This is a genomic window from Streptomyces sp. NPDC000880, from assembly GCF_053599675.1.
Genome location: NZ_JBSFMS010000045.1, coordinates 1 through 19,500, shown reverse-complemented (window position 1 = coordinate 19,500; position 19,500 = coordinate 1). Strand labels below are relative to the sequence as shown.

The 19,500-nt window shown below is 68.3% G+C and carries 17 protein-coding genes, 1 rRNA gene and 1 riboswitch; of the genes, 4 read left to right on the top strand and 14 right to left on the bottom strand.

The window, feature by feature from the left end; all coding sequences use genetic code 11:
• The first annotated feature begins 145 nt into the window (after positions 1 to 145).
• Positions 146 to 973 (top strand): PhzF family phenazine biosynthesis protein, encoded by an 828-nt coding sequence (locus ACWDO5_RS17120; RefSeq protein WP_450531091.1) that lies wholly within the window; start codon positions 146 to 148, stop codon positions 971 to 973.
• A 74-nt stretch (positions 974 to 1,047) separates the two neighbouring features.
• On the opposite strand, the gene ACWDO5_RS17115 is transcribed toward ACWDO5_RS17120, so the two are convergent.
• A complete protein-coding gene (locus ACWDO5_RS17115; RefSeq protein WP_450531090.1) occupies positions 1,048 to 1,800 on the bottom strand; it encodes a CPBP family intramembrane glutamic endopeptidase in 753 nt (250 codons plus the stop codon).
• 452 nt (positions 1,801 to 2,252) lie between these two features.
• Positions 2,253 to 3,764 carry a glutamate-cysteine ligase family protein gene (locus ACWDO5_RS17110; protein ID WP_450531089.1) on the bottom strand — a complete coding sequence of 504 codons (1,512 nt, stop codon included), beginning with the start codon at positions 3,762 to 3,764 and terminating at the stop codon, positions 2,253 to 2,255.
• Between the two features lie 495 nt (positions 3,765 to 4,259).
• Between ACWDO5_RS17110 and ACWDO5_RS17105 the strand changes: the two genes are divergently transcribed.
• On the top strand, positions 4,260 to 4,847 hold the full coding sequence (locus ACWDO5_RS17105) for a hypothetical protein (RefSeq protein WP_450531088.1): 588 nt from the start codon (positions 4,260 to 4,262) through the stop codon (positions 4,845 to 4,847).
• 331 nt (positions 4,848 to 5,178) lie between these two features.
• Complete coding sequence (locus tag ACWDO5_RS17100) at positions 5,179 to 5,385, top strand: DUF5999 family protein (RefSeq protein WP_450531087.1); 207 nt, start codon at positions 5,179 to 5,181, stop codon at positions 5,383 to 5,385.
• A gap of 77 nt (positions 5,386 to 5,462) precedes the next feature.
• Here ACWDO5_RS17100 and gcvP read toward each other — a convergent pair whose 3' ends face one another.
• Positions 5,463 to 8,348, bottom strand: a complete 2,886-nt coding sequence (gcvP, locus tag ACWDO5_RS17095) for an aminomethyl-transferring glycine dehydrogenase (protein ID WP_450531086.1) — start codon at positions 8,346 to 8,348, stop codon at positions 5,463 to 5,465.
• A gap of 181 nt (positions 8,349 to 8,529) precedes the next feature.
• Positions 8,530 to 8,627, bottom strand: a riboswitch (glycine riboswitch).
• 102 nt (positions 8,628 to 8,729) lie between these two features.
• On the opposite strand from gcvP, the gene ACWDO5_RS17090 reads away from it, so the two are divergent.
• On the top strand, positions 8,730 to 9,125 hold the full coding sequence (locus tag ACWDO5_RS17090; protein WP_450531124.1) for a PRC-barrel domain-containing protein: 396 nt from the start codon (positions 8,730 to 8,732) through the stop codon (positions 9,123 to 9,125).
• Here ACWDO5_RS17090 and ACWDO5_RS17085 read toward each other — a convergent pair.
• The 11 genes from ACWDO5_RS17085 to rrf form a co-directional block, all read right to left on the bottom strand.
• Positions 9,081 to 10,583: a DNA polymerase IV gene (locus ACWDO5_RS17085; protein ID WP_450531085.1), complete on the bottom strand. Its 1,503-nt coding sequence runs from the start codon at positions 10,581 to 10,583 to the stop codon at positions 9,081 to 9,083. The genes ACWDO5_RS17090 and ACWDO5_RS17085 overlap by 45 nt on opposite strands.
• Before the next feature lie 90 nt (positions 10,584 to 10,673).
• On the bottom strand, positions 10,674 to 11,270 hold the full coding sequence (locus ACWDO5_RS17080; RefSeq protein ID WP_450531084.1) for a MerR family transcriptional regulator: 597 nt from the start codon (positions 11,268 to 11,270) through the stop codon (positions 10,674 to 10,676).
• 167 nt (positions 11,271 to 11,437) lie between these two features.
• A complete protein-coding gene (locus tag ACWDO5_RS17075; RefSeq protein WP_006123076.1) occupies positions 11,438 to 11,911 on the bottom strand; it encodes a bifunctional nuclease family protein in 474 nt (157 codons plus the stop codon).
• A gap of 53 nt (positions 11,912 to 11,964) precedes the next feature.
• A complete protein-coding gene (gene ftsR / locus ACWDO5_RS17070) occupies positions 11,965 to 12,708 on the bottom strand; it encodes a transcriptional regulator FtsR (protein ID WP_450531083.1) in 744 nt (247 codons plus the stop codon).
• Positions 12,709 to 12,752: 44 nt separating this feature from the next.
• Positions 12,753 to 13,634 (bottom strand): FHA domain-containing protein, encoded by an 882-nt coding sequence (locus ACWDO5_RS17065; RefSeq protein ID WP_450531123.1) that lies wholly within the window; start codon positions 13,632 to 13,634, stop codon positions 12,753 to 12,755.
• Between the two features lie 148 nt (positions 13,635 to 13,782).
• Positions 13,783 to 14,688 (bottom strand): DUF881 domain-containing protein, encoded by a 906-nt coding sequence (locus ACWDO5_RS17060; protein ID WP_450531082.1) that lies wholly within the window; start codon positions 14,686 to 14,688, stop codon positions 13,783 to 13,785.
• Positions 14,689 to 14,693: 5 nt separating this feature from the next.
• Entirely contained in the window at positions 14,694 to 15,026 is a 333-nt protein-coding gene (locus ACWDO5_RS17055; protein ID WP_406448239.1) for a small basic family protein, read from the bottom strand.
• Complete coding sequence (locus ACWDO5_RS17050; protein WP_450531081.1) at positions 15,023 to 15,952, bottom strand: DUF881 domain-containing protein; 930 nt, start codon at positions 15,950 to 15,952, stop codon at positions 15,023 to 15,025. Before ACWDO5_RS17050 ends, ACWDO5_RS17055 begins: the two co-directional genes overlap by 4 nt.
• Before the next feature lie 97 nt (positions 15,953 to 16,049).
• Entirely contained in the window at positions 16,050 to 18,545 is a 2,496-nt protein-coding gene (locus ACWDO5_RS17045; protein WP_450531080.1) for a sugar phosphate nucleotidyltransferase, read from the bottom strand.
• 111 nt (positions 18,546 to 18,656) lie between these two features.
• A complete protein-coding gene (locus ACWDO5_RS17040) occupies positions 18,657 to 19,265 on the bottom strand; it encodes a CDP-alcohol phosphatidyltransferase family protein (protein ID WP_450531079.1) in 609 nt (202 codons plus the stop codon).
• A 147-nt stretch (positions 19,266 to 19,412) separates the two neighbouring features.
• Positions 19,413 to 19,500, bottom strand: a 5S ribosomal RNA gene (gene rrf, locus ACWDO5_RS17035); the annotation flags it as partial.

The following is a 19,500-nucleotide window of genomic DNA, read 5'->3' as shown; positions in this document are numbered from 1 at the left end:
TACGCTCCGTCCATCGTTGATCTGTCGCGATGCGTCAACGATATATCGACATGTGTCGGCTGGCAACGCTCAACGGCTCTGCATCGGTCCAGCAACCCGGAATTGGCCTTGGCCTGCGGCTTTGCGCCGCCCCTACGGTCAGCTCATGCGGATTCGAATCGTCGACGCCTTCACCGACCGCCCCTTCACCGGCAACCCCGCCGCAGTCCTGCTCCTGGACTCCGACCAATTCCCTGACGACTCCTGGCTCCAGCAGGTGGCGACCGAGGTGAACCTCTCGGAGACCGCATTCGCCCACGCCCTGCCCGCCGGCGGCGAGGCCGACTGGGCGCTGCGCTGGTTCACCCCGGCCACCGAGGTCGGCATGTGCGGCCATGCCACGCTGGCCACCGCCCATGTACTGCACACCACCGGCACCGCGAGCGGCACGGTGCGCTTCGCCGCACTCTGCGGCATCCTCTCCGCCACCGCCCGTGAGGACGGCATGATCACCCTCGACTTCCCGACCTCCCCGCTCACCCCTGTCGAGATCCCGGACGGCCTCGCCGAGGCGCTCGGCGCCAAGGTCGTCTCGGCCCACGACACGGGCCCGCACATCGGCGATCTGGTCGTCGAGCTGGCCGACGAACAGGCCGTCAGAGCCCTGACTCCGGACTGTCGCGCCCTGACTGCCTACTCCGAGCGCGGTATCGTCGCCACCGCCGCCGCGGAAGACCCGGCCGGCTCCTACGACTTCGTCTCGCGCGGCTTCTTCCCCCGGGTCGGCATCGACGAGGACCCGGTGACCGGCAGCGCGCACACGGCGCTCGCTCCGTTCTGGTCCGCCCGTCTCGGCCGTACGGAACTGACCGGCCTGCAGGCCTCCGCCCGCTCCGGCCTGGTCCGCACCTCGCTGCGCGGCGAGCGCACCCTGCTCACCGGCGACGCCGTCACCGTCATCGACGGCGAGCTGCTGACCACGCCGAGCAGCTGACCACGCCCTGTACGGCTACCGCACATGCCAAGGGGCGTACGGCAGCCGCCGTACGCCCCTTGATCTCACCCCGGTCACAGCGTGGGCAGCCATCCCACCTTGCCGGCCAGCAGCGCGTACCCGACGAAGGCCGTGATATCGAGCAGCGCGTGCGCGGCCACCAGCGGCCCGACCCGCCCCCACCGCCGGTAGAGCAGCACGAAGACCACGCCCATCACCATGTTCCCGACGAAGCCGCCGATGCCCTGGTAGAGGTGGTACGAACCGCGCAGCACCGAGCTCGCCACCAGCGCCGCCATCGGCGTCCAGCCCAACTGCCCCAGCCTGCGCAGCAGATACCCGACGACGATCACTTCCTCCAGTACGGAGTTCTGGATGGCCGAAAGGATCAGCACGGGGTACTTCCACCACACCTCCGGCAGCGCCTCGGGCACAACGGTGAGGTTGAACCCGGAGGCCCGCGCCACCAGGTAGAACGCGAGACCGGCACTGCCGATGCCCGCCGCGACGAGGGCACCGCGCCCCAGGTCGGCCCATGGTCTGCTCCGGTCGAAACCGATCGACCGCAGCCCCGCGCCCTCCCGCAGCAGCAGATGCGCGACGAGCAGGACAGGCACCAGGCCCGTCGCGATGTCGAAGAGCTGCCAGGCGAGATCGAGCCACGGCCGCCCAGGGGCGTACGACCCGTTCAGCGTCGCCGCCTGCTCCTTGAGGCCACCCGGCTTTGTCAGCGATCCGACAAAGCTGATCAGCGCCGACACTCCGCTTGCACCCAGCGAGACCGCGAGTACGAGCAGTGTCTCGGACCGCAAGATCCTTCGCGACATGCCCTCTTGAGGGAGAGAACCAGCCCCGCGTCCCGCCTCCGCCTGCACACCTGCCTCCAGTTGAGTAATCCCGCCTCGTCCCCATCCTCGCCCCGCCAGGGTCTCGAATGCAGGTACGAAGATCGCGCGCGACAGGCCGGGGGACGAGCGTCATCGCAATGACGCGGTCCCCTTTTCCTTGCTCATCGTTGTTCAAGGAGGGGCACCACCGCATGGGACATCACAGCTTGCCCGACGACGAGGCGACGGACACAGGCAGTCCCGTCCGCGTGGACGCCGTCGCACGATCGCCATCGCCACGATGCCCGCCCCGTGGCGGCGGGGACGGGGATCGCGTGGGCGACGGGCGGCGCGGGCTACCAGGTCAGCGACCGCCGAGATCCAGCCCGTGATCCTCGAGGCGATCACGGCGGTCGGTCGGCGGGCCAGACTGCCTCTCGGTGAAGGCCCGCTCAGGAGTGCGCGCCGGGGAAGCCGACCGGCCAGGTGTGCACCGGCTCGCCCTGGTGCATCAGCTCGCAGTAACGGCGGGTGGTGGCCGCGAGGGCGGCGTCCCGTTCGAGACCGGCCTCCAGCGCGCGGTGGTACGTGTCGGCCTGCCACGACGCCCCGTTCACCCGCCGCTTGCACCGCTCCTCGATCACGCCGAGATAGAAGTCCCGGTCGGCGGGCTCGACGTTCCACGCGTCGAGTCCCGCCGCGGCCAGCGGCAGCAGTTCGTCGCGTACGAGTTTGACGGCCGGCACCTGCGTGATGCCGCCGGCCCGGCCGGGGCGCGGCCACTGGAGCTCGGCGTCGATGCCGTGGCGGCAGGCGGTGTCGAAGTTGTCGGCCGCGGCTGCGAAGGGCAGCCTGCTCCACACCGGCCGGGTCTCTTCGGCGAGCGCGCGCACCAGCCCGTAGTAGAAGGCGGTGTTGGCAATCACATCGGTGACGGTGGGCCCGGCCGGCAGTACACGGTTCTCCACCCGCAGATGGGGCACGCCGTCGACGACTCCGTAGACCGGGCGGTTCCAGCGGTAGACCGTGCCGTTGTGCAGGACGAGTTCCTGCAGCCGCGGGACGCCGCCGTCGTCGAGCACCCGCAGCGGGTCCTCCTCGTCGCAGATCGGCAGCAGGGCGGGGAAGTAGCGCAGGTTCTCCTCGAAGAGGTCGTACGCCGAGGTAACCCATCGCTCACCGAACCAGGTACGCGGTCTGACCCCCTGGGCCTGGAGCTCGGGCGGTCGGGTGTCGGTGGCCTGCTGGAACAGCGGCGGCCGCGACTCGCGCCACAGCTCCCTGCCGAACAGGAAGGGCGAGTTGGCACCCACGGCGACCTGCACGGCGGCCACCGCCTGCGCGGCGTTCCACACATCGGCGAAGCGCGCAGGGGTCACCTGGAGGTGCAACTGCACCGAGGTGCAGGCGGCCTCGGGAGCTATCGACGCCGAGGTGCAGGTCAGCCGCTCCACACCCTCGATGTCGAGCGTGAAGTCCTCACCGCGCGCCGCGACGATCTGGTCGTTGAGCAGCAAGTATCTGTCGACGTCGGAGAGGTTCGCGGAGACCAGGTCGTGCTGGTCGAGCGTCGGGAGAATTCCGATCATCACGATCCCCGAGCCGACCTCGGCCGCTTTTCGGTGTGCATATCCGAGACCTGTACGCAACTCCTCTGCCAGCTGATCCAGAACACGCCCGCTCAGCCGGTGCGGAACGATATTTACTTCCAGGTTGAACATTCCGAGCTCGGTCTGGAAATCGTGGCTCGCGATGCGCTCGAGCACTTCCGCATTCATCATTCGCGGCAGCCCGTCGGCACCCGCGAGATTCAGCTCGATCTCGAGGCCCATGAGATTCCTGGGCCGGTCGAACCTCTTCTCCGCCAGGAGCCTCCCCAGTCCCGCGAGGCACTGCTGCAACTTTCGCCGGAACCTTTGCCGATCGGACAGGTCCATCCCTCCTGCCACGACCTTCTCCCCCATCGAAGCGTCCCTCCTCGAGTGGGCACCACGCAGCATCAGCCGCTCGCGTCACGGACGATAATGCCCAGACTGACTGATCTATAACGCGTCGCGAACGGTCCGCTGTCGGTAGTGTGTACTGAGTGAGCGAGCGGCACATTCCATTGGCATGATGCACTAGGCAGTTACCACTGCCCGATACCTGGTGAAAAACACCGACAGGTTTCGGCCTACCGCTCGGCCGATAAAATCCCAGGCCGCGGACCTGCCCTCACGAAAAATCGGCAGAAAGACCGCAACAGAAAGACCTGATACCGCCTTGCCGGAAATACGCACGAGCGCTAGCAGAAACACTCTGAGAACACGTGTCGTATAAACTCCGTGAACGAGGCAGAGAGTTGGCGCCCGGTGGCCTTTCCGGCCCCCTCTGGCCCCGCACGCTGACAGCGCCGTCCGCACCTGCCCTTCGATCCAACCCTTGCACCAACGTGTCTCCGAAGTGAGAGGCGACCCATCATGCCGCTGCATGTCCCTCCAGCTCCCGCGCCTGCCCTGCGCAGCGTCCTCGCGGCACTCGGTTCCCCGACAGCCGTCCGCGAGGCCCGCACACCCGCCCTCAGGTCCGTCCAGGGACCTCTGAGCCCCGAATTGCCGCTGCCCGTCCATGTACTGGATCAGATCGTGCCGAGCAACAGTGCCCCCTACACCCGCCTCACGGGCTGGCGTTTTCTGATCCGCAGCGGCGAACGAGCCGTGGCCGCGGCGGAGACGAGGCTCACCCCCGACGGCTGGGCCTTCTCCCACTTCTTCGAAGGCCCCTACCTCAGCTCCACCGAACGGGCGCTGCGCCAGGCCGAGTCGATGAAGACTCACTTCCAGCCACGGCTGCTCTCCATCCCCGAGCTCTACATGCTCACTCTCTGGCTGCACGGCGACACGGACGCCGACGCCTCGGCCGGCACACCCCTTCCGACGGACGTCCTGGTGCCACTGCGCCCCGCGCCTCCCGGCATCGCGGCACACCGGCCGCACCGGGTCGCCGATCTGCTGCCGGTGATGACCCTGCGGCTCACACCGGCTCCGCTGCTCGGCTCCCCTGCCTGACCGTCAGCCCTCGCTCGCGCGCTGCTCGAGCCCAGCTCACGCGCCCTTCGCGCCCCGTGACCACCCGGTCGCGGGGCGCACTGCTGCTCCATCCGGACTAGCCCATACCGACCCCCGCGAACCACCCGAAAGGACAATGGAGTTGAGCTGAACCGTCCGCCCGAGTGATACGTCATTAACCAGTAAGACGAGCTGCCGCGAAATCCCTGCGGATTCACGCCCGTGGGGCAACACTGGGATCGGACCGACAGATACGGGGGGGGCGGCCATGAACACCACATCGAGCCGCAGGACAGTCACAGTCACTACAACGCAGCGAGAGAACCCACTCATGTGCCAGCACCAGCCAGCCTGCCCGACATCCGACTCAGCCGACCGGGAAGCCGCCCGTCTCATGGCGCACCACCCGGAGCAGGGCTGGAGCCTGCTGTGCAACGGCGTCCTGCTCTTCGAGGACACCGGTGAGCTGCTGCCGGACGGCCAGATCATCGCGCCGCACCGGCCGCGCGAGAGCGGGCAGGTGATGACGGCCGCCTAGGGCCGTCCGTACGACAAGGGGCCGGCCCGGAGACTGATCTCCGCACCGGCCCCGACGCATGTGCGCCGCCGCGCCCGTCAGTTGTCGTACTCGTCCAGCGGCGGGCAGGAGCAGACGAGGTTACGGTCGCCGAACGCACCGTCGATCCGGCGCACCGGCGGCCAGTACTTGTCCGAGGCGCTCACCCCGGCCGGGAAGACCGCGTCCTCGCGGCTGTACGGGTGCTCCCACTCCCCGCCCAGCGCCACCGCGGTGTGCGGAGCGTTGCGCAGCGGGTTGTCCTCCGCCGGCCACTCGCCCGCAGCGACCTTCTCGATCTCGCCGCGGATCGCGATCATCGTGTCGCAGAAGCGGTCGATCTCGGTCAGGTCCTCGCTCTCGGTGGGCTCGATCATCAGCGTGCCGGCCACCGGGAAAGACATCGTCGGCGCGTGGAAGCCGTAGTCGATCAGGCGCTTGGCGATGTCGTCGACGCTGACGCCGGTCGCCTTCGACAGCGGCCGCAGGTCCACGATGCACTCGTGCGCGACCAGACCGGCCGGGCCGGTGTAGAGCACCGGGTAATGCGGCTCCAGGCGCTTGGCGATGTAGTTGGCCGCGAGCACGGCGACCTGCGTGGCCCGCTTGAGGCCCTCGCCGCCCATGAGCCGTACGTACGCCCAGGAGATCGGCAGGATGCCCGCAGAACCCCACGGGGCGGCCGAGATCGGCCCCACGCCCGTCTGCGGACCCGCGGTGGGCTGGAGCGGGTGGTTCGGGAGGTACGGGGCGAGGTGCGCCCGTACGCCCACCGGGCCGACGCCCGGACCGCCGCCGCCGTGCGGGATGCAGAAGGTCTTGTGCAGATTGAGGTGCGAGACGTCGCCGCCGAACTTGCCCGGCTTGGCGAGGCCCACCAGCGCGTTGAGGTTGGCGCCGTCGACGTACACCTGGCCACCGGCCTCGTGTACCTGCGCGCAGATGTCGGCGACATGCTCCTCGAACACGCCATGCGTGGACGGGTAGGTGATCATCAGGACCGAGAGCTCGTCGCGGTACTGCTCGATCTTGGCACGCAGGTCCTCGATGTCCACCTCACCGTCGTCGGCGGTCTTCACCACGACGACCTTCATGCCCGCCATCACGGCGCTGGCGGCATTGGTGCCGTGCGCGGAGGACGGGATGAGGCAGATGGTGCGCTGGTCGTCACCGTTGGCACGGTGGTACGCGCGCACGGCGAGCAGACCCGCGAGCTCGCCCTGCGAACCGGCGTTGGGCTGGATGGAGACCGCGTCGTACCCGGTGACCTCGGCGAGGCGCTCCTCCAGCTCGCGGATGAGCGTGAGGTATCCGGCGGCCTGCTCGACCGGCGCGAAGGGGTGGATCTGCCCGAACTCCGGCCAGGTGACCGGCTCCATCTCGGTGGTCGCGTTCAGCTTCATGGTGCAGGAGCCGAGCGGGATCATGCCGCGGTCCAGCGCGTAGTCGCGGTCGGCGAGCTTGCGCAGGTAGCGCAGCATCGCCGTCTCGGAACGGTGCTGGTGGAAGACGGGGTGGGTGAGGTAGTCGTCCGTGCGCAGCAGGGTGGCAGGCAGGGCGTCGTCGGTTGCGGCGTCCAGCTCCTCGACGTCGGCCTCGACACCGAAGGCGGCCCAGACCGCGGCCAGCTGGTTACGGGTCGTGGTCTCGTCACACGCGATGGAGAGGTGGTCGGCGTCGACGAGGTGGAGGTTGACCCCGCCCTCACGTGCGGCGGCCACGACGGCGGCGGCCTTGCCCGGCACCCGTGCGGTCAGCGTGTCGAAGTACGACCCGTACACGACCTCGACGCCACCGGCCCGTAGCCCCTCGGCGAGGATCGCGGCGTACCGGTGAGTGCGCCGCGCGATCCCCCTGAGCCCGTCCGGGCCGTGGTAGACGGCGTACATCCCCGCCATCACAGCGAGGAGGACCTGGGCGGTACAGATGTTGCTGGTGGCCTTCTCGCGGCGGATGTGCTGCTCACGGGTCTGCAGCGCGAGCCGGTAGGCCTTGTTGCCGTCCGCGTCCACGGAGACGCCGACGAGCCGGCCGGGCAGGCTGCGCGCGAACTTCTCGCGTACGGCCATGTAACCGGCGTGCGGGCCGCCGAAGCCCATCGGGACGCCGAGGCGCTGCGTGGTGCCCACCGCGATGTCGGCGCCCAGCTCGCCGGGCGCGGTGAGCAGGGTGAGCGCCAGCAGATCGGCGGCGACGGTGACGATCGCGCCGAGCTCGTGCGCCTGCTCGATGACGGGCTTGAGGTCGCGTACGGCACCGGAGGCGCCCGGGTACTGCAACAGCACGCCGAAGACGCCGCGCTCCGCGATCTCGGCCGGGATGCCTTCGCTGAGGTCGGCGGTGACGACCTCGACGCCAGTGGGCTCGGCGCGGGTCTCGATCACTGCGAGGGTCTGCGGCAGGGTGTCGGCGTCGACCAGGAAGACGCCGTTCTTGACCTTGCCGACCCGGCGGGCCAGCGACATGGCCTCGGCGGCGGCCGTGCTCTCGTCGAGCAGCGAGGCTCCGGAGGTGGGCAGACCGGTCAGGTCGGCGACCATCGTCTGGAAGTTGAGCAGCGCCTCGAGCCGGCCCTGGGAGATCTCCGGCTGGTACGGCGTGTACGCGGTGTACCAGGCCGGGTTCTCCATGACATTGCGCAGGATCACCGGCGGTGTGAAGGTGCCGTAGTAGCCAAGGCCGATCATGGGCGCGAGTACCTGATTGCGGTCGGCAAGAGTGCGCAGTTCGGCGAGGACATCCGCCTCGGTACGCGCGCCCGGGAGGTCCAGCGCCTCCGCGCTCTTGATCACATCAGGCACCGCGGCGGCGGTCAGCTCGTCGAGCGAGCCGTAGCCCACCTGCGCCAGCATCTTCGCCTGGGCCTCGGCGTCGGGCCCGATGTGGCGCTGCTCGAAGGGGGTGCCTCGCTCCAGGTGGGAGAGCGGAATGCGGTTGGCGGTCATTTAGGAGGCCTCCTGGTCTGACACGACCTGCGAGGGGCACCACGGCGCGGATGCCCGGACGGCCTCCCCCTCTGTCATCTCAACCTGAGAGTTTCACCAGGGCGCGCGCATGCCACGCTCCGGCTTTCACCGTCGGTGAGAGCGGATGCCGTCCGACGCCCGCCCTGCTTTCCAGAGTGACCTCGTCCGTGCGGTACAGGGGCCTGAGAGATTCCGGGGAGGATTTGCTCCTTCGGCGCCGCCGGCACGTTCACCGGTGGACTCTCCCGCACAGGGTCAGCAGCCGTTTGCCAGCCTACCAGCGCGCCCCCTCGCCGATCGCTCAAGTGGCCGACACCCCCGATGTGCACTTTTGTAGTATTTACACAGCAGTTGCGACCTATTGGAGGGACCGTGCAGACCGATATCGATCCGCGCAGCCTGATCGGCCGCAAGGCGTTCGACCGCAACGGCCACAAGATCGGGACTGTGGACGAGGTGTACCTGGACGATGCCACGGGAGTGCCCGAGTGGGCAGCGGTGCGGACCGGCCTGTTCAGCCGGGACGCGTTCGTCCCGCTGGAGCCGAGCAAGCTCGTCGACGACACCCTGCATGTCCCGTACGAGCGCTCGCTGATCAAGGATGCCCCGGACTTCGGAGTCGGCCGCCATCTCTCCCCGGAGCAGGAGCTTCAGCTTTATCACCACTACGGCCTCGAACTCTCCGAGGCCCCCGAGAGGCCCGCTCCCTCCTCAGGGGACCGGTCCTTCGGCCGCGTCGCCGGCCAGGAGGACTGACCCGCACTCTCCGCCGCCGTGGGGCAGCTCGACGAGCGGCAGCGGATCGGAGGGCTCCAGATCGGGGTCGTCGACCCGGAAGGTGCGTACGCGCCCCGGCGGCGACCCCGGCTCCTCGAACCGCACCGTGACCCGGCCGAGCCCGCTGCCCTGCACCCACCCCGCCCCGTACTCGGCATGCCGCACGTCATGCCCGGCCGCCCAGCGCCGCGCCGCGAGCGCCTCGTGCTCCGCCGCGCCCGCCCCGACACCTGCTCCCGCCCGGGCTCCTGCCCCGGCTGCGGCTCCCGTCCCCGCCCCGGCCTCCGCCGCGTCGTCGGCCTCGTGCGTCTCCCGCTCACCCTCGGCCGCCTCCTCGTGTGCTGCGTGCTCGTCCGGCTCATCGGCCGCGGCCTGGGCGAAGAGATCCTCCTGCGTGTAATCCGCGAGCCCCGTCACGCCCACCCCCAGCAGCCGTACCCCGCCCGTGGTGTCCACCGCCTCCAGCAGCCGCCCGGCCGCCTCCCGCACCACCGCCGGGTCGTCCGTCGGTCCGCGCAGCGTCTCCGAGCGCGTCAGCGTCGAGAAGTCGTACCGCCGCACCTTCAGCACGATGGTCCGCCCCGAGTGCCCGGACGCCCGCAGCCGCTGCACACACCGGTCGGCCAGTCGCTCCACCTCGATCCGTACGCGCACCCGATCGTGCAGATCAACATCGAACGTGTCCTCCACCGACACCGACTTCGCGTCCCGCTCGGCCACCACCGGCCGGTCGTCGTACCCCATGGCCATGCGGAACAGCGAGGTCCCGTGGGCCTTGCCCAGCAGCCGTACGAGCTCGTCCTCACCCGCCTCCGCGAGCTCGGCGACGGTCGTCATCCCGGCCCGCCGCAGATGCTCCCCGGTGGCCGGCCCCACCCCCGGCAGCGTCCGCACGGACATCGGCCCGAGCAGCTCACGCTCCGTACCGGGCTCTATGAGCAGCAGACCGTCCGGTTTCGCCTGCTCGGAGGCGATCTTGGCGAGCATCTTGGATCCCGCGAGCCCGACGGACCCCGTCAGCCCGGTGACGGCGAGGATGTCGCGGCGCAGCCGCTCACCGGCCGCCCGCGCGGAAGCCGAGTCATCGGCAGAGCCTCCCGCCTCCAAGTCGACGAAGGCCTCGTCCAGGCTCAGCGGCTCCACCAGCGGCGAGAGCCCGCCGAGCAGCTCCATCACCTGCTCGCTGACCGCGCGGTAGAGCGAAAAGCGAGGCACGAGATACGCGGCGTTCGGCGCCAGCCGCCTTGCCTGCGCCATCGGCATCGCCGAGTGCACGCCGAAGCGCCTTGCCTCGTACGAAGCGGTGGCGACGACCCCGCGCGGCCCGAGCCCCCCGACGACCACCGGCTTTCCGCGCAGACTCGGCTTCGCCGCCTGTTCGGCGGCGGCGAAGAAGGCATCCATGTCCAGATGCAGAATCGTCGGCGCGGTTCTCACATGTTCGATGCTGCCCTACGCCACTGACAATGGCGCCGACAGACAGCGCCGTCTGCCAGTGGCGACGGTAACGTCCACCGGCGTCGGCGCTCAGACGGCCCGGTCGCGCCTGCGTCTGGCCAGCTCGTCCGCAGGGTTGCTCCCGACGAGGGTCTCGCCGGTGTCGATCCGCTCGCCGTGCAGCTGAGACAGCGCCGCCTCGACATCCCGCCACACCACGCCGACGGCGATCCCGAAGACTCCCTGGCCGCCCTGGAGCAGGTCAACCACCTCGTCGGGCGACGAGCACTCGTAGACCGTGGCGCCGTCGCTCATGAGCGTCATGCGATCGAGGTCCGTGAAGCCGCGCGCCCGCAGATGCTGCACCGCGGTGCGGATGTTCTGCAGCGCCACACCGGTGTCGAGAAAACGCTTGACGATCTTGAGGACGACCACATCGCGGAAGCTGTAGAGCCGCTGGGTGCCCGATCCGTACGCCGGCCGCACGCTGGGCTCGACCAGCCCGGTGCGCGCCCAGTAGTCAAGTTGCCGATAGGTGATGCCCGCCGCCGCACACGCGGTCGGCCCCCGGTAGCCGATCGTCTCCCTCGATGGGTCGGCCGCACTCTCGTGAAGCGGATACGGCCCGCCCTCCCCCAGACTCCGTCCGGGGGCGCCCCCTGCCGCACCGTCGCCGCTGCTTCTCACGCCGACCTCCGTCCTTGACCTGCCATCTCGACGGTAGGCAGTCACCCGGGGTGCGTCAACGATCGCCACACTCGGCACGCCGAGTGATAATCACCCTGAGAGTGGTTTCTCGTGCCCCTATTCGGGGAAATGCTGGTCGAATGTGCCGACGCCGCCTGTCGCGGCGGTCACTGGCTGTTGGTGCCGAAGTCCTCGGGCGAGATCTGATCGAGGAACTCGCGGAACTTCTCCACCTCGTCCTCCTGCTCGTCCGGAATGGCGATTCCCGCGTCGTCGAGCACCCCGTCACTGCCGTAGATCGGCGTACCGGTGCGCAGGGCCAGCGCTATGGCGTCGGACGGTCTGGCGCTCACCTCGACTCCGCTGGCAAAGACCAGCTCCGCATAGAAAACCCCTTCGCGCAGGTCAGTGATGCGGACCTCGGTGAGCTCCTGACCCACCGCCTCCAGCACGTCTTTGAAGAGGTCATGCGTCAGCGGCCTGGCCGGTGCCATGCCCTGCTGGGCGAAGGCAATGGCGGTAGCCTCCCCAGGACCAATCCAAATGGGGAGGTACCGGTCGCCTCCCACTTCACGCAGGAGCACGATCGGTTGGTTCGAGGGCATTTCGACCCGGACACCCACAACGTCGAGCTCGTTCACACAGTAACCCTAGGACTTGCCCGACCGGTTTGGGTAGTCGGGCTCCCCCAAGATCAGTGCAGCCGTACTCCGAGTGCCGTCTGCACGAGGGCCGCGTGAAGCCGCACAGACAGGGCCGCCAGCTCTTTCGTGGTGGCCTCGGCATGCGCCCTGGTCTGCGGATTTCGGTGCCGCCGCAAGGGTGCGACCACCTGCTCGACCAGTCCCGCCTCACGGTCTGCGGCAGCTTTCATCGCCCGCAGATGCCGGGGTTCGAGACCGAATCTCCCAAGATCCGCGACCAGCCGTGCAACGGTCACCGATTCGGCCTCGTAACCGCCGTCCTCATCCTGCGCGAGCAGGCCGTACGACTCCCACTCGGCCAGCTCCGCCTCACTCACCTCGGCGGCGGCGAGGAGCTCCGTACGGCCCACCCGGGCCGCGGTCACACACTCCGAGTCGACTTCCCAAGCGCCCTCGAGCAGCTCCCGCTGCGGCCCCTGCGCGGGCAGCTGCACCTGCTCGCCGCGGCCGAGGGCGTCGAGATGCTCGCGGATGACCTTCAGCGGAAGATAGTGATCCCGCTGCATCCGCAACACCTGGGCCAGCCGCTCCACGTCCTCGGGACTGAATTTGCGGTACCCGGACGGGGTGCGCCGCGGCTCGACCAGCCCCTCGGCCTCCAGAAAACGGATCTTGGAGATGGTCACTTCGGGAAATTCGTCGCGCAACTGGCTGAGCACCGTGCCGATGCTCATCAGCCTCTCGCCCGCTGTGGCGGTGCCGTGACCGGCACCGCCCGTCGCTGTTCGCAGCACGTACACCTTCCCTGGGGGTCCGCCCGGACGGAGTCTGGGGAGGGTCACATGCCCCGCTGGCTCGCGTAGAAGACCAGCCGGTACTTGCCGATCTGGACCTCGTCACCGTTCGACAGGAGGACCGAGTCGATCCGCTCCCGGTTGACGTAGGTGCCATTGAGACTGCCGACGTCGGCGACGCTGAAGCTGCCGTCCGGGGCCCTGCGGAACTCCACATGGCGCCGCGAGACGGTGACGTCGTCGAGGAAGATGTCGCTCTGCGGGTGACGGCCGGCCGTGGTCAGCTCGCCGTCCAGCAGGAAGCGGCTGCCGGAATTCGGCCCACGGCGCACCACCAGGAGCGCCGAGCCGAGCGGCAGCGCGTCGACGGCCGCCTGGGCTTCGGGAGAGAGCGACGGAACCTGCGTCTGGCCCGTCACTTCCGAGTCGTACGCCTCGAGGCCGGAGATGGAGATCGTCGATGTCGTCTCCGAAGGACGCTCCGCCGGCGCCCCGGCGCGCAGCGGCGCGCCACAGTTGGAGCAGAACCGGCTGGCCTCGGCATTGCGGTGCCCGCACCTCGTACAAACCAAGGCCGACATGGACGGACCCTCCTGCCGCGGATGCCCCGCGTGGGGATTGGTCGCATACGGGTCGGAGGAAAACCCTCCACCCGTACTTGAGGTTGATGGTTCCCCGAAACCTATGCGGCCGGGACCGGCAGGGTCAACAGACGACGCGCCCTGACCGCCCGAAATGTCACCACCCGGACCAGCGACCTCGTCCCGGAAGAGCGGCCGCTCAGCGCCCTGCTCCTCACCCTGACCATGGCGCGGTGCGCGATGCCTGGCGTTGCCGCCGTCCTCGCGTGCGCTCTTGCCGAACAACTTCCGAAACAACTTCACGGGCGATTCCCCTTGACCGAAATAGACCCGCCCGTGGGGCAGGACGAACCCTCAATGATCACACCTGCCGACCCGGACATCTTCACAACGTCCGTGACCACCAGACAGTTTCCACCACACGGCACGCTTGTGAAGTACCGACCCCCCGCAACGTCATGCCCTGGTCCGCCCGACCCCATGCACCCGAGCCTCACGGCGCCGACGACCGAGCGTAGTCAGGCCGCTTCGCAGGTCGCAAGGCATCCACGATGATCTTCTGCGAGCGCTCCACCGTGGCGGTGGCCTGCTCCTTCTCCAGCGTCTGCACCACACCACCGGGGATGTTGAGGGCGGGCTCCAGGTCCTGCGGCTTGCCGATGACCTTGAAGCGGTACGGCGCGGCGATCTTCTTGCCGTCCACCTCGATCTCACCACCCGTACCTGTGAAATGCGTGTCAGCGACGACCCGGATGTCGTTGACCTGGATCGCTTCCGCACCGGCGGCGCGCAGTTCCTGGATCACGTCGAGCAGCATGTCCGACTCCACCGCGCCGGACGGGTCCTCGACGGTCAGCGTGATGCCGGGGCCCTGTGCCGCAACCGTGCCGGCCAGGATGCCGAGTTGCTGCTCCTTCTGGCGCGTCTGCTTGCGCGCCTCTTCCGCCTGGTCCGAGCTGTTCTCCAGTTCGGTGCGCTGGTCCTCGAGACGCTGCTTCTCGTCCTCGAGACGCTGGGTGCGATTGTCGAGTTCGTCGAGGATGCGCACCAGGTCCTCCTGGCGGGCGCCACGCAGCGCGCTGTTGTCGCTGGTCGAGCGGACCTGGATGGCGAGCCCCAGACCGAGGACGAACAGCAGCACGGCGACGATGAGTTGAGCGCGGCTGACCCGCGGCGGCCACAACACCGCGACGAGCCGCTGGCGGCCGGTCTGCTGCTCGGCCAGGGGCTGGTCCGGCTCAGCCTGGTCCGGCCCGGGCCGCTCGGGCTCGGCCTGATCAGGCCTGGGCTGCTCAGCCTTGGGCCGCTCAGCCTTGGGCCGCTCAGGCCGGTCGGTCTGGTCCGCCGACGGCGCAACCGCCTCCGGCTCCTCGCCCTTCGGGTTCTCTCCGCTGTTCATCGGCCTCACGCCCGGAACACATGCCGGCGAATCGCGGCAGCGTTGGAGAAGATCCGGATGCCGAGCACGACCACCACACCCGTGGACAGTTGGGCGCCGACGCCCAACTTGTCGCCCAGGAACACGATCAGCGCTGCCACCACCACGTTCGACAGGAAGGAGACGACGAAGACCTTGTCCACGAAGATCCCGTCGAGCATGGCCCGCAGACCGCCGAAGACCGCGTCGAGAGCCGCGACGACAGCAATTGGCAGATAGGGCTCGACCACCACCGGTACCTCGGGTCGGACCAACAGTCCGACCACTACTCCCACGACGAGGCCCAGTACGGCGATCACGATGTGCCCTTCCCTGTGTCAGCCGTGCCCTGCCCGTTGCCCTTCCCGGCGTCGGCGGTCTTCGGCTCTGCTGTACGTACGATCAAGCTCGGCGCCGCCGGCAGACGCACCTTCTCCTCGCTGGAGATGCTGGTGCGGATACCGAAGTTCTCCTGCAGCACGTGCAGATACTGCCCGTCGGCACTGTCCTGGAAGGCAGTGCTCAACTTCTTGCCGTCCCCCACCGCTAGCACCGTGTACGGCGGCACCAGCGGCCTGTTGTCGACCAGTATGGCGTCGCCCGCCGCGCGGATCGCGGACAGGGCGGTCAGCCGCTGCCCGTTGATCGCGACGGCTTCCGCACCCGACTCCCAGAGCCCGTTGACGATCCGCTGCATATCGCGGTCGCGGACCCGGCCTGTGTCGCTGAAGCCACTGCTCTCCCGCGGCCCGTCGCCGCCCTGCTCGGTGTCCTTCGCGTCGTCGACGACGAGCTTCACACCCGGCCCCTCCACCTCAGTGGCGCCGGAGAGCAGTGCGACGAGTTCCCCCTGGCCCCCGCCCTGTGTCTTGAGGGCCTTGCGCTGCCGGTCCCCCACCTCGTCCCGGAGTTCTTCGACGCTCTGCTCCAGCACGTCGGCGTCGGACGTCTCGGCGCCGATCCGGTCGATGAGCTCCTCGCGCTCCTTCGCCACGACCGGTGCCGATATCCGTGCCTGCGCGGCCCCGACGGTGACCACCAGAGCCGCCAGCACAAGACCGGCGGCGAGTCCGAGCTTCGCACGCAGCGTACGGGGCAGTCCCCCGCCCTCGGCCTCCCTGCGGGCCGCCGCCTCCGCGTACCCGTCGTCGAGGCTGTGCTCCATAACGTTCGTCAGCAGCGACATGGACGCATCGGGACGTACGGGTGGAGAGCCGGTGCTCCGAACGGGGGGCTGCTGCGACATGCCGCACATCGTCGCACGTCGCAGGCGCTACCGCCGAATGGCCCCACCGGTGTGCCGGAAGCCGTCGGAAGACAACTTCCGGCACACCCGTCCCACCTCAGTGACCTGCGCTGTCCACGACGGCCGACCACTCGTCGAGCAGCGCCTGCGCCGAGGCGTCGTCCGGGCCCTCGGCCCACAAATGGGTGACGGCCTCCGCGGGGTCGGGAAGCACCATGACCCAGCGGCCGTCGGGCTCGACGACCCGCACCCCGTCGGTTGTATCGACGTCCCGGTCGCCGGCCGCCTCGACGACGCGTCGCATCACCAGTCCCTTGACCGCCCACGGCGTCGCCAGATCACGCCGCAGCACATGCGCCCGCGGAATCCGGGCATCGATCTGGCTCAGCGTGAGCTGCGTACGAGCCACCAGGCCGACCAGCCGTACGAAGGCCGCGAAGCCGTCGAAGACACTGCTGAACTCCGGAACGATGAAGCCACCACGGCCGTCTCCGCCGAAGATGGTGGTTTCCTCCCGGCCCACACGCGTCAGATCGTCGGGCGATGTGGTCGTCCACTCCACCTGTGTGCCGTGGTATGCCGCCACCTGCTCGGCGATCCTGGTGGTCGTCACCGGCAGTGCCACCCGCCCGCTGCGCCGTTCGGCCGCGATCAGGTCGAGCAGCACCAGCAGTGCGCGATCGTCCTCGACGATCCGCCCGCGTTCGTCAACGAAGGACAGCCGCTCGCCGACGGGGTCGAAACGGACTCCGAAGGCCGCCCGTGCGGAGGCCACGATCTCGCCCAGCCGCACCAGCCCGGACCGGCGGGTGTCCGCCGATTCGGTGGGCCGGGACTCGTCGAGCCCCGGGTTAATCGTCAGCGCGTCCACACCGAGCCGTCCGAGCAGGTTGGGCAGCACAAGCCCGGCGCTGCCGTTGGACGCGTCGATGACGACCTTGAGTCCCGATTCGGCGATGCCCGACGTGTCGACATTGCGCAGCAGCGAGCCGGTGTACGAGTCGAAGACGCTGGACGGGAAGTGCAGATCCCCGATCTCGCCCGGGAAGGCACGCCGATACTCCTGACGCGCGTACACCCGGTCCAGCTTCCGCTGCCCGGCCTGCGAGAGGTCCGCCCCGCGCTCGTCGAAGAACATGATGTCCACGGAGTCCGCCACACCCGGCGACGTACGGATCATGATGCCGCCGGCGCTGCCGCGCGCCGTCTGCTGTCGCGCGACCGGCAGCGGTACGTTCTCGAGATCCCGTACATCGATGGCGCTGGTCTGCAGCGCCGAGATCACGGCCCGCTTCAGCGCGCGGGCGCCCCTGGAGTGGTCACGCGCCGTGGTGACCGTCGCCCCCTTCTTGAGGGTGGTGGCGTACGCACCCGCCAGCCGCACCGCCAGCTCGGGCGTGATTTCCACATTGAGGATCCCGGTGACTCCACGAGCTCCGAAGAGATGCGCCTGGCCCCGCGACTCCCAGATGACCGAGGTGTTGACAAACGCGCCCGCCTCGATCGTCTTGAACGGGTAGACCCGCACATTGCCCTGGATGATCGATTCTTCGCCCACGAGGCACTCATCACCGATCACGGCGCCGTCCTCGATACGGGCGGCACGCATGATGTCGGTGTTCTTGCCAATCACGCAGCCCCGAAGGTTGCAATGCTCCCCGATGTACACGTTGTCGTGGATCACGGCCCTATGGAGGAAGGCGCCGCTCTTGACGACCACGTTGGACCCGACGACCGTGTGCTCGCGGATCTCCGCACCGGCTTCGACCTTGGCGTAGTCCCCGATATACAGCGGACCGCGCAGCACGGCGTCCGGATGCACTTCCGCGCCTTCCGCCACCCACACACCGGGAGAGATCTCGAACCCGTCGAGCTCCACGTCCACCTTGCCTTCGAGGACGTCGGCCTGGGCCTTCACATAGCTCTCGTGCGTGCCCACGTCCTCCCAGTAGCCCTCGGCGATATAGCCGTAGATCGGCTTGCCTTCCTTCATGAGCTGCGGGAACACATCGCCGGACCAGTCGACCGAAACGTCTGCCTCGACGTAGTCGAATACTTCGGGCTCCATGACATAGATGCCCGTGTTCACGGTGTCCGAGAAAACCTGTCCCCAGGTCGGCTTCTCCAGGAAACGCTCGACCTTTCCCTCTTCGTCCACGATGGTGATGCCGAATTCCAGCGGATTCGGCACGCGCGTCAGACACACTGTTACCAGTGCGCCCTTCTCCTTGTGGAAGGAGATCAGATCAGTGAGATCGAAGTCTGTGAGCGCATCACCGGAGATGACAAGGAACGTATCGTCCTTGAGTGCTTCCTCGGCGTTCTTCACGCTCCCCGCGGTGCCGAGTGGCTTCTCCTCATTGGCATAGGTGAGCTCCATCCCGAGCTCTTCGCCGTCACCGAAGTAGTTCTTGACGAGTGAGGCGAGAAACTGCACGGTTACGACGGTCTCATTGAGTCCATGCCGCTTGAGCAATCGCAGCACATGCTCCATGATCGGCCGATTGGCCACCGGCAGGAGCGGCTTGGGCATGCTCGAGGTCATAGGGCGAAGTCGGGTTCCTTCGCCACCGGCCATCACGACGGCCTTCATGTCGGAAGCGTCCTCCTTGAAGAGACGACGGTCTGGCCGACTTCACCCGTCCAAAAGGCGCTCTGGCATCATGCGCGGCCGGCAACACTGCACGGCACCGCATCGACGAGGTCAATCGGCCACTGCGTCCGCCTTGACGAGACGGCGGACCTGGACCACATAGAGCATCCCTGCCCACCAATACAGAGTTGTACCCCATCCCGCGAACGCCCATCCGAAAATTGCAGCCAGTGACGCAAGCCACCCGCTTCCGTCACTGAGAAGCAGCAGGGGGAAGGCATACATGAGGTTGAACGTGGCCGCCTTGCCCAGGAAGTTCACCTGGGGCGGCGGATAGCCGTGCCGACGGAGGATTCCCACCATCACCAGCAGCATCAGTTCCCGCGCCAATAGCGCTGCGGTGAGCCAGATGGGCAGAATCTCGCGCCAGGTCAGCCCCACCAGGGTGGACAGGATGTACAGACGGTCAGCGGCCGGGTCGAGAAGTCGCCCCAGGCGGCTGATCTGGTTCCATCGCCGGGCAAGCTTGCCGTCGAGATAGTCGCTGACGCCGCTCAGCATCAGCACCAGCAATGCCCAGCCATCACTCTTGGGGCCCCCGAACTCGGGGCGAAGAATCAGCCACAGGAAGAGCGGCACACCGGCGAGGCGCGCCATGCTGAGGATGTTGGGGATGGTGAGTACCCGGTCCGTCTGAACGCGGGTCTCCTGGACCTCCACCCGGGGGCCTCCTGTGTGGAACGGGCCAACGATGCCTCCTGACCTTACCCTCAGCCACTGCCGGCCGATGCACAGGGGGGGTAGGACCGCCCCCTGAACGCAGAAAAGCCCCGCACCAAAATGGTGCGGGGCTCTCCCACAAAGATTGTTCGGCGGCGTCCTACTCTCCCACAGGGTCCCCCCTGCAGTACCATCGGCGCTGAAAGGCTTAGCTTCCGGGTTCGGAATGTAACCG

Excerpts from the sequence above, each read along its gene's own strand:
- ACWDO5_RS17120 (WP_450531091.1), top strand. The coding sequence starts at position 146 with ATGCGGATTCGAATCGTCGACGCCTTCACCGACCGCCCCTTCACCGGC.
- ACWDO5_RS17115 (WP_450531090.1), bottom strand. The coding sequence starts at position 1,800 with ATGTCGCGAAGGATCTTGCGGTCCGAGACACTGCTCGTACTCGCGGTC.
- ACWDO5_RS17110 (WP_450531089.1), bottom strand. The coding sequence starts at position 3,764 with ATGGGGGAGAAGGTCGTGGCAGGAGGGATGGACCTGTCCGATCGGCAA.
- ACWDO5_RS17105 (WP_450531088.1), top strand. The coding sequence starts at position 4,260 with ATGCCGCTGCATGTCCCTCCAGCTCCCGCGCCTGCCCTGCGCAGCGTC.
- ACWDO5_RS17100 (WP_450531087.1), top strand. The coding sequence starts at position 5,179 with ATGTGCCAGCACCAGCCAGCCTGCCCGACATCCGACTCAGCCGACCGG.
- gcvP (WP_450531086.1), bottom strand. The coding sequence starts at position 8,348 with ATGACCGCCAACCGCATTCCGCTCTCCCACCTGGAGCGAGGCACCCCC.
- ACWDO5_RS17060 (WP_450531082.1), bottom strand. The coding sequence starts at position 14,688 with ATGAACAGCGGAGAGAACCCGAAGGGCGAGGAGCCGGAGGCGGTTGCG.
- ACWDO5_RS17050 (WP_450531081.1), bottom strand. The coding sequence starts at position 15,952 with ATGTCGCAGCAGCCCCCCGTTCGGAGCACCGGCTCTCCACCCGTACGT.
- ACWDO5_RS17045 (WP_450531080.1), bottom strand. The coding sequence starts at position 18,545 with ATGAAGGCCGTCGTGATGGCCGGTGGCGAAGGAACCCGACTTCGCCCT.